This window comes from Burkholderia sp. KCJ3K979 (assembly GCF_016759955.1).
Lineage (GTDB): Bacteria > Pseudomonadota > Gammaproteobacteria > Burkholderiales > Burkholderiaceae > Burkholderia > Burkholderia orbicola.
In genome coordinates, this window is the sequence record NZ_JACFYV010000319.1 from 1 (window position 1) to 5,360 (window position 5,360).

General features: G+C 67.4%; 3 protein-coding genes. 2 read left to right on the forward strand and 1 reads right to left on the reverse strand.

Going from position 1 to position 5,360, the window contains the following annotated elements:
* Both H3O04_RS33595 and pdeR read left to right on the forward strand, forming a co-directional pair.
* On the forward strand, positions 1-1,724 hold a 1,724-nt coding region (locus tag H3O04_RS33595; RefSeq protein WP_202589329.1), incomplete at its 5' end, for a hydantoinase B/oxoprolinase family protein.
* Between the two features lie 570 nt (positions 1,725-2,294).
* Entirely contained in the window at positions 2,295-4,298 is a 2,004-nt protein-coding gene (gene pdeR, locus H3O04_RS33600; protein WP_027813444.1) for a cyclic di-GMP phosphodiesterase, read from the forward strand.
* A 48-nt stretch (positions 4,299-4,346) separates the two neighbouring features.
* Here pdeR and H3O04_RS33605 read toward each other — a convergent pair whose 3' ends face one another.
* On the reverse strand, positions 4,347-5,210 hold the full coding sequence (locus tag H3O04_RS33605) for a crotonase/enoyl-CoA hydratase family protein (RefSeq protein WP_006479738.1): 864 nt from the start codon (positions 5,208-5,210) through the stop codon (positions 4,347-4,349).
* Positions 5,211-5,360: the final 150 nt, after the last annotated feature.

Sequence of the window (5,360 nt, forward strand, 5' to 3'; positions counted from 1 at the left end):
GGCACGACGCGGCGCTGGTCGTGCGCGACACGCTGCGCGCCGGCGACACGATCGACGGCCCGGCGATCGTCGCGGAGCAGAACGGCACGACCGTCGTCGAGCCCGGCTGGCGCGCCGCGATGACCGCCCAGGGCAACCTCGTGCTGACGCGCACGACGCCGCTGCCGACGCGCCGCTCGCTCGGCACCGATGCCGACCCGGTGCGGCTCGAGATCTTCAACAACCTGTTCATGTCGATCGCCGAGCAGATGGGGCTGCGGCTGCAGAACACCGCGTACTCGGTGAACATCAAGGAGCGGCTCGACTTCTCGTGCGCGATCTTCGACGGCGACGGCAACCTGATCGCGAACGCGCCGCACATGCCCGTGCACCTCGGCTCAATGGGCGAGAGTATCCGCACGGTGATCGAGCGCAACCGCGGCCGCATGCGCGACGGCGACGTGTTCATGCTGAACGATCCGTACCACGGCGGCACGCACCTGCCGGACGTGACCGTCATCACGCCGGTGTTCGCGGACGGCTCGGACGCGCCGCTGTTCTACGTCGGCTCGCGCGGCCACCACGCGGACATCGGCGGCACGACGCCGGGCTCGATGCCGCCCGATTCGACGCATATCGACGAGGAAGGCGTGCTGATCGACAACTGGCAGCTCGTGTCGGCCGGCGTGCTGCGCGACGCCGACACGCGCGCGCTGCTCGCATCGGGCCGCTACCCGGCGCGCAACGTCGAGCAGAACATGGCCGACCTGCGCGCGCAGGTCGCCGCGAACCAGAAGGGCGTCGACGAGCTGCGCCGGATGGTCGCGCAGTTCGGCCGCGACGTCGTGCTCGCGTTCATGGGGCACGTGCAGGACAACGCGGAAGAAGCCGTGCGGCGCGTGATCGGTGCGCTGCAGGATGGCGCGTACCGCTACCCGCTCGACAACGGCGCGGAGATTCGCGTCGCAATCCGCGTGGATCGCGCGGCCCGCCGCGCGGAGATCGATTTCACCGGCACGTCCGCGCAGCTCGACAACAACTTCAACGCGCCGAAGGCCGTCTGCATGGCGGCGGTGCTGTACGTGTTCCGCACGCTGGTCGGCGACGACATCCCGCTGAACGCCGGCTGCCTGAAGCCGCTGACCGTGATCGTGCCGGCCCGCTCGATGCTGAACCCCGACTACCCGGCGGCCGTCGTGTCGGGCAACGTCGAGACGTCGTCGGCGATCACCAACGCGCTGTACGGCGCGCTCGGCTGCGTCGCGTCGAGCCAGGGAACGATGAACAACTTCACATTCGGTAACGATCAGTACCAGTACTACGAGACGATCGCCGGCGGCAGCGGCGCGGGCGACGGCTTCGCGGGCGTCGGCGCGGTGCAGACGCACATGACGAACTCGCGGCTCACCGATCCGGAGGTGCTCGAATGGCGCTACCCGGTGCGGCTCGATTCGCACGTGATCCGCGCCGGCTCGGGCGGCGGCGGCCGCTGGCGCGGCGGCGACGGCGCGGTGCGGCGGGTCCGCTTTCTCGAGCCGATGACGGCGTCGATCCTGTCGAACAACCGGATTCACGCGCCGTTCGGCGCGGCGGGCGGCGCGGCCGGCGCGCTCGGCCGCAACACGATCGAGCGGGCGGACGGCACGGTCGAGGTGCTCGACCATATCGGCCGCGCGCAGATGGCGCCCGGTGACGTGTTCGTCGTCGAAACGCCGGGCGGCGGCGGCTACGGCGCGGCGGACTGAGCCGCGCATCCGGCTCCCGGCGCGGATGCCCCGCGCCGGGGCGGGCAGAGGAGATTGCAACGAACTGTGGAATAAAGCCCGGCATTCACGCGCGAATGGAATCAAAAATGACAAAAAACCGGCGCGCGGTACGCAATTCACCCCCGCCGCGGCGACGCCTTCGAGCATCCGGCCCCTTATCCGGGGATCGGTCATAAACGCCCGCCCGGCGGGGCTTCCGGACCGTCTGGCTGCCCCGGATGCGCGCCGCGTCACCTGCGCATTCGCCGCTGCCAATCATGAATAATCCGGCTTGCCAATCGAGTCCCGATTCCTTGACACTCTGCTCTAAATGTGAGTGCCAATCCTCATCGTCATTTGATAAGATGGCTCTCATCATTCGTAAGGTGGAACCTGCGCATCACGCGCGAACGCCGGTCGCATCAGCTGGAAACAAGTAACGGGACGAGGCCCGCCGTCACGGCAATCACGGCAGCCCTGCCGGGCACGCGCACTGCGTGGCCCGGGAAGGCGGTCGGCCCACTCGCCTCCGTCTACACTATGCGTTTTTTTCTGGATCGGGGCGTGTCCATGGATGACGAAAACGATAGCGCGGTGCTCGAGGCGCATGTCGGTACGCGCAGCCCCTGCTGGCGTCTCGGCAGCGACAGCAACGCGCTCGAACTGGCCGCGGTCCGCGGCCTGACCAACGTCGCGGTCGCGCTGACGGTCGAGCAGGCCGCGCGCATCCGCGCGCTGACCGGTGTCACGTCGCACCTCGTGCTCGACATCGTGCTGTTCGGCAACCCGGTCAGCCTCCATCTCGTCGGCAGGAAGGTCAATACGGTCGACTGGGCCGGCACGGCGTCCGCCTATTCCGATACCGAGTCCGTCGCCGGCGACCTGTCGCACGGGCTCGCGTTCGCCGAGCAGGTCGTGTCCGAAGTGAATTCGCTCGTCGTGATCCTCGACCGCAACGGGATGGTGCAGCGCTTCAACCGCCTGTGCGAGGAAGTGACGGGCAAGCGCGAGGTCGACGTGATCGGCCGCAGCGCGTTCGAGCTGTTCATGAGCCCCGAGCAGGGCGCGCAGTCGCGCAGCAACATCACGGGCTTCTTCGCGAGCAACCAGTCGTTCGCGGTCGAGCGCTACATCAACACGGTCAACGGGCCGCGCCTGTTCCAGTTCCGCAACAAGTTCGTGCAGAGCGGCAGCGGCGTCGACGAGCAGTACCTGATCTGCTCGGGCATCGACATCACCGAGGAGCGCAACGCGCAGCAGCGGCTCACCGAGCTCGCGAACACCGACGTGCTCACCGGGCTGCCGAACCGCCACGCGATCAGCGAGCGCATCCACGCGGCGATCGCGGAGGAGGACGCCAATACGCGCGGCCACGTCGGCATCCTGTTCCTCGATCTCGACAACTTCAAGCGCGTCAACGATCACTACGGGCACATCACCGGCGACCGGCTGCTGCAGGACGTGTCGGCGATCATCAGCGGCTGCCTGCCGTCCGGCGCGACGCTCGCGCGGCTCGGCGGCGACGAATTCCTCGTGCTGTTCGAACACGCCACGCGGCCGCTGCTCGAAGCGACCGCGCAGATCATCCTCGAACGGCTGCGCACGCCGATCCATCTCGGGCTGATGGAGGTCTACACGAGCTGTTCGATCGGCATCGCGATGCATCCGCAGCACGGCGATTCGCTCGAGACGCTGATCCGCAGCGCCGACACCGCGATGTACGTCGCGAAGGAAGAGGGCAAGCATACGTATCGCGTGTTCTCGCTGGAGATGAACCAGAAGGTCGCGAAGTACATGTGGCTCGACACGAACCTGCGCAAGGCGCTCGAGGAAGAGCAGTTCGTGCTGCACTACCAGCCGGTCGTCGATATCGCGACGGGCGACGTACATGCCGTCGAGGCGCTGATCCGCTGGCAGTCGCCCGATCGCGGGCTCGTCGCGCCGGTCGAGTTCATCCGCTTCGCGGAAGAGTCGGGGCTGATCGCGCCGCTCGGGCGCTGGGTGATGCGCACCGCGGCCGCGCAGGCGGCCGCGTGGAAGGCGAAGGGGCTCGGCGTCCGGATCGCGGTGAACCTGTCCGCGCGGCAGTTGCAGGACATGAACATCGTGCACCAGTTCGCGTCGATTCTCGACGGCGCGGGGCTCAAGCCCGGCCTGCTCGACATCGAGCTGACCGAGAGCTGCTTCATCGAGGACGAGGAGGCGGCCAACGGGCTGATGCGGCAGTTCCGCCAGCTCGGCGCGGAGATCCATCTCGACGATTTCGGCACCGGCTATTCGTCGCTGTCGCAGTTGTCGCGCCTGCCGCTCGACGCGATCAAGCTCGACCGCACCTTCATCACGGCGATCGACCGCAATCCGCGCTCGCAGGCGCTGGTGCGCTCCGTCGTGTCGCTCGCGAAGGCGCTGAATTTCGCGGTGGTCGCGGAAGGCGTCGAAACGCATGCGGAAGCCGAATTCCTCAAGCAGCTCGACGTCGATCACGCGCAGGGCTACTACTACGCGCGGCCGATGCCGGCGCAGGCGTTCGAGGCGTGGCTCGCGGAGACGAGAAAGCTCAGGCTGATCGCCTGAGCGTCGTTCCGGAAAAAGGCGCCGCCGGCCCCGGCGGCGCCCGTCGCATTACACCGTGCGCAGTTTCGACACGCGCCGGTTCTGCAGCATCACCAGGCGTTCCATGTACGCGAGATCCTTCGGCTCGATCGTGAACGCCGCATGCACCCACGCTTCCGTGATGTCCATCAACTCCGAGCGCGACAGCTGGAACACGCGTTCGCGGGCGCGCAGCATCGCGCGGATGCCGTTCAGCTTTGGCTTCGTCACGTCGATGAAGGTGCGCGTCGCCAGATACGCGTCACCGGCGTCGAACGTCTCGTCGATCAGCCCCTGATCTTCGTACCATTCGGCCGCATGCGCTTCACCGGTCGCGATCAGCGATTCCGCGAGGCCGCGGTTCGCCTTGCGCGCAACCAGCGAATAGCCGCCCATGCCCGGGAACAGGTTGAACGCGATCTCGGGGAAGCCGAGTTTCACGCCCTTCTGCGCGAGCACGTAGTGATGCGCGAGCGCGGCCTCGAAGCCGCCGCCGAGCGCGCTGCCCTCGACCATCGCGATCGAGATCGCGCCGGTGCCGAAGCCCGTGTAGATCTCGTACACGCCGTCGATGCACGAGCGCGCGTACGCCATCAGCTGGTCGCGTCGGCCGCTGCGGATCGCGTCGACGAAGAAGCTCAGGTCCCCGCCGACGTTGAACAGCTCGGGGACGAGCGAGCCCGTCACCCAGAAGTCGAACTTGAGGCCCGAGTCGCGTGCGACGCGCGCGAGATGGATGATGTCGGTGACGAGTTGTTGGTTGAAGCACGGCCGCGGCTCCGATCGCAGCATCATCCACATGACGTTACGGCCTTCTTCGTAGAAGGCCGTCAGTTGGGAGAGTTCGCCGGCTTCGTAGAACGGGCGGCATGCCGGATGGGATTGGAGTTGCATGGTATGTCCTCGTGAGATGTGGTTTTAAAGACCGCCGCGCCAGGCGCCAGGCGGGCATCGGGTTGCCCGCCTGGCGCCTGGCGCGAGGCATCGCCATTGTTGCGCGCGCACAAATGTCGAATTGCGGGGAACAACGCACGACCGGGACAC

Excerpts from the sequence above, each read along its gene's own strand:
- pdeR (WP_027813444.1), top strand. The coding sequence starts at position 2,295 with ATGGATGACGAAAACGATAGCGCGGTGCTCGAGGCGCATGTCGGTACG.
- H3O04_RS33605 (WP_006479738.1), bottom strand. The coding sequence starts at position 5,210 with ATGCAACTCCAATCCCATCCGGCATGCCGCCCGTTCTACGAAGCCGGC.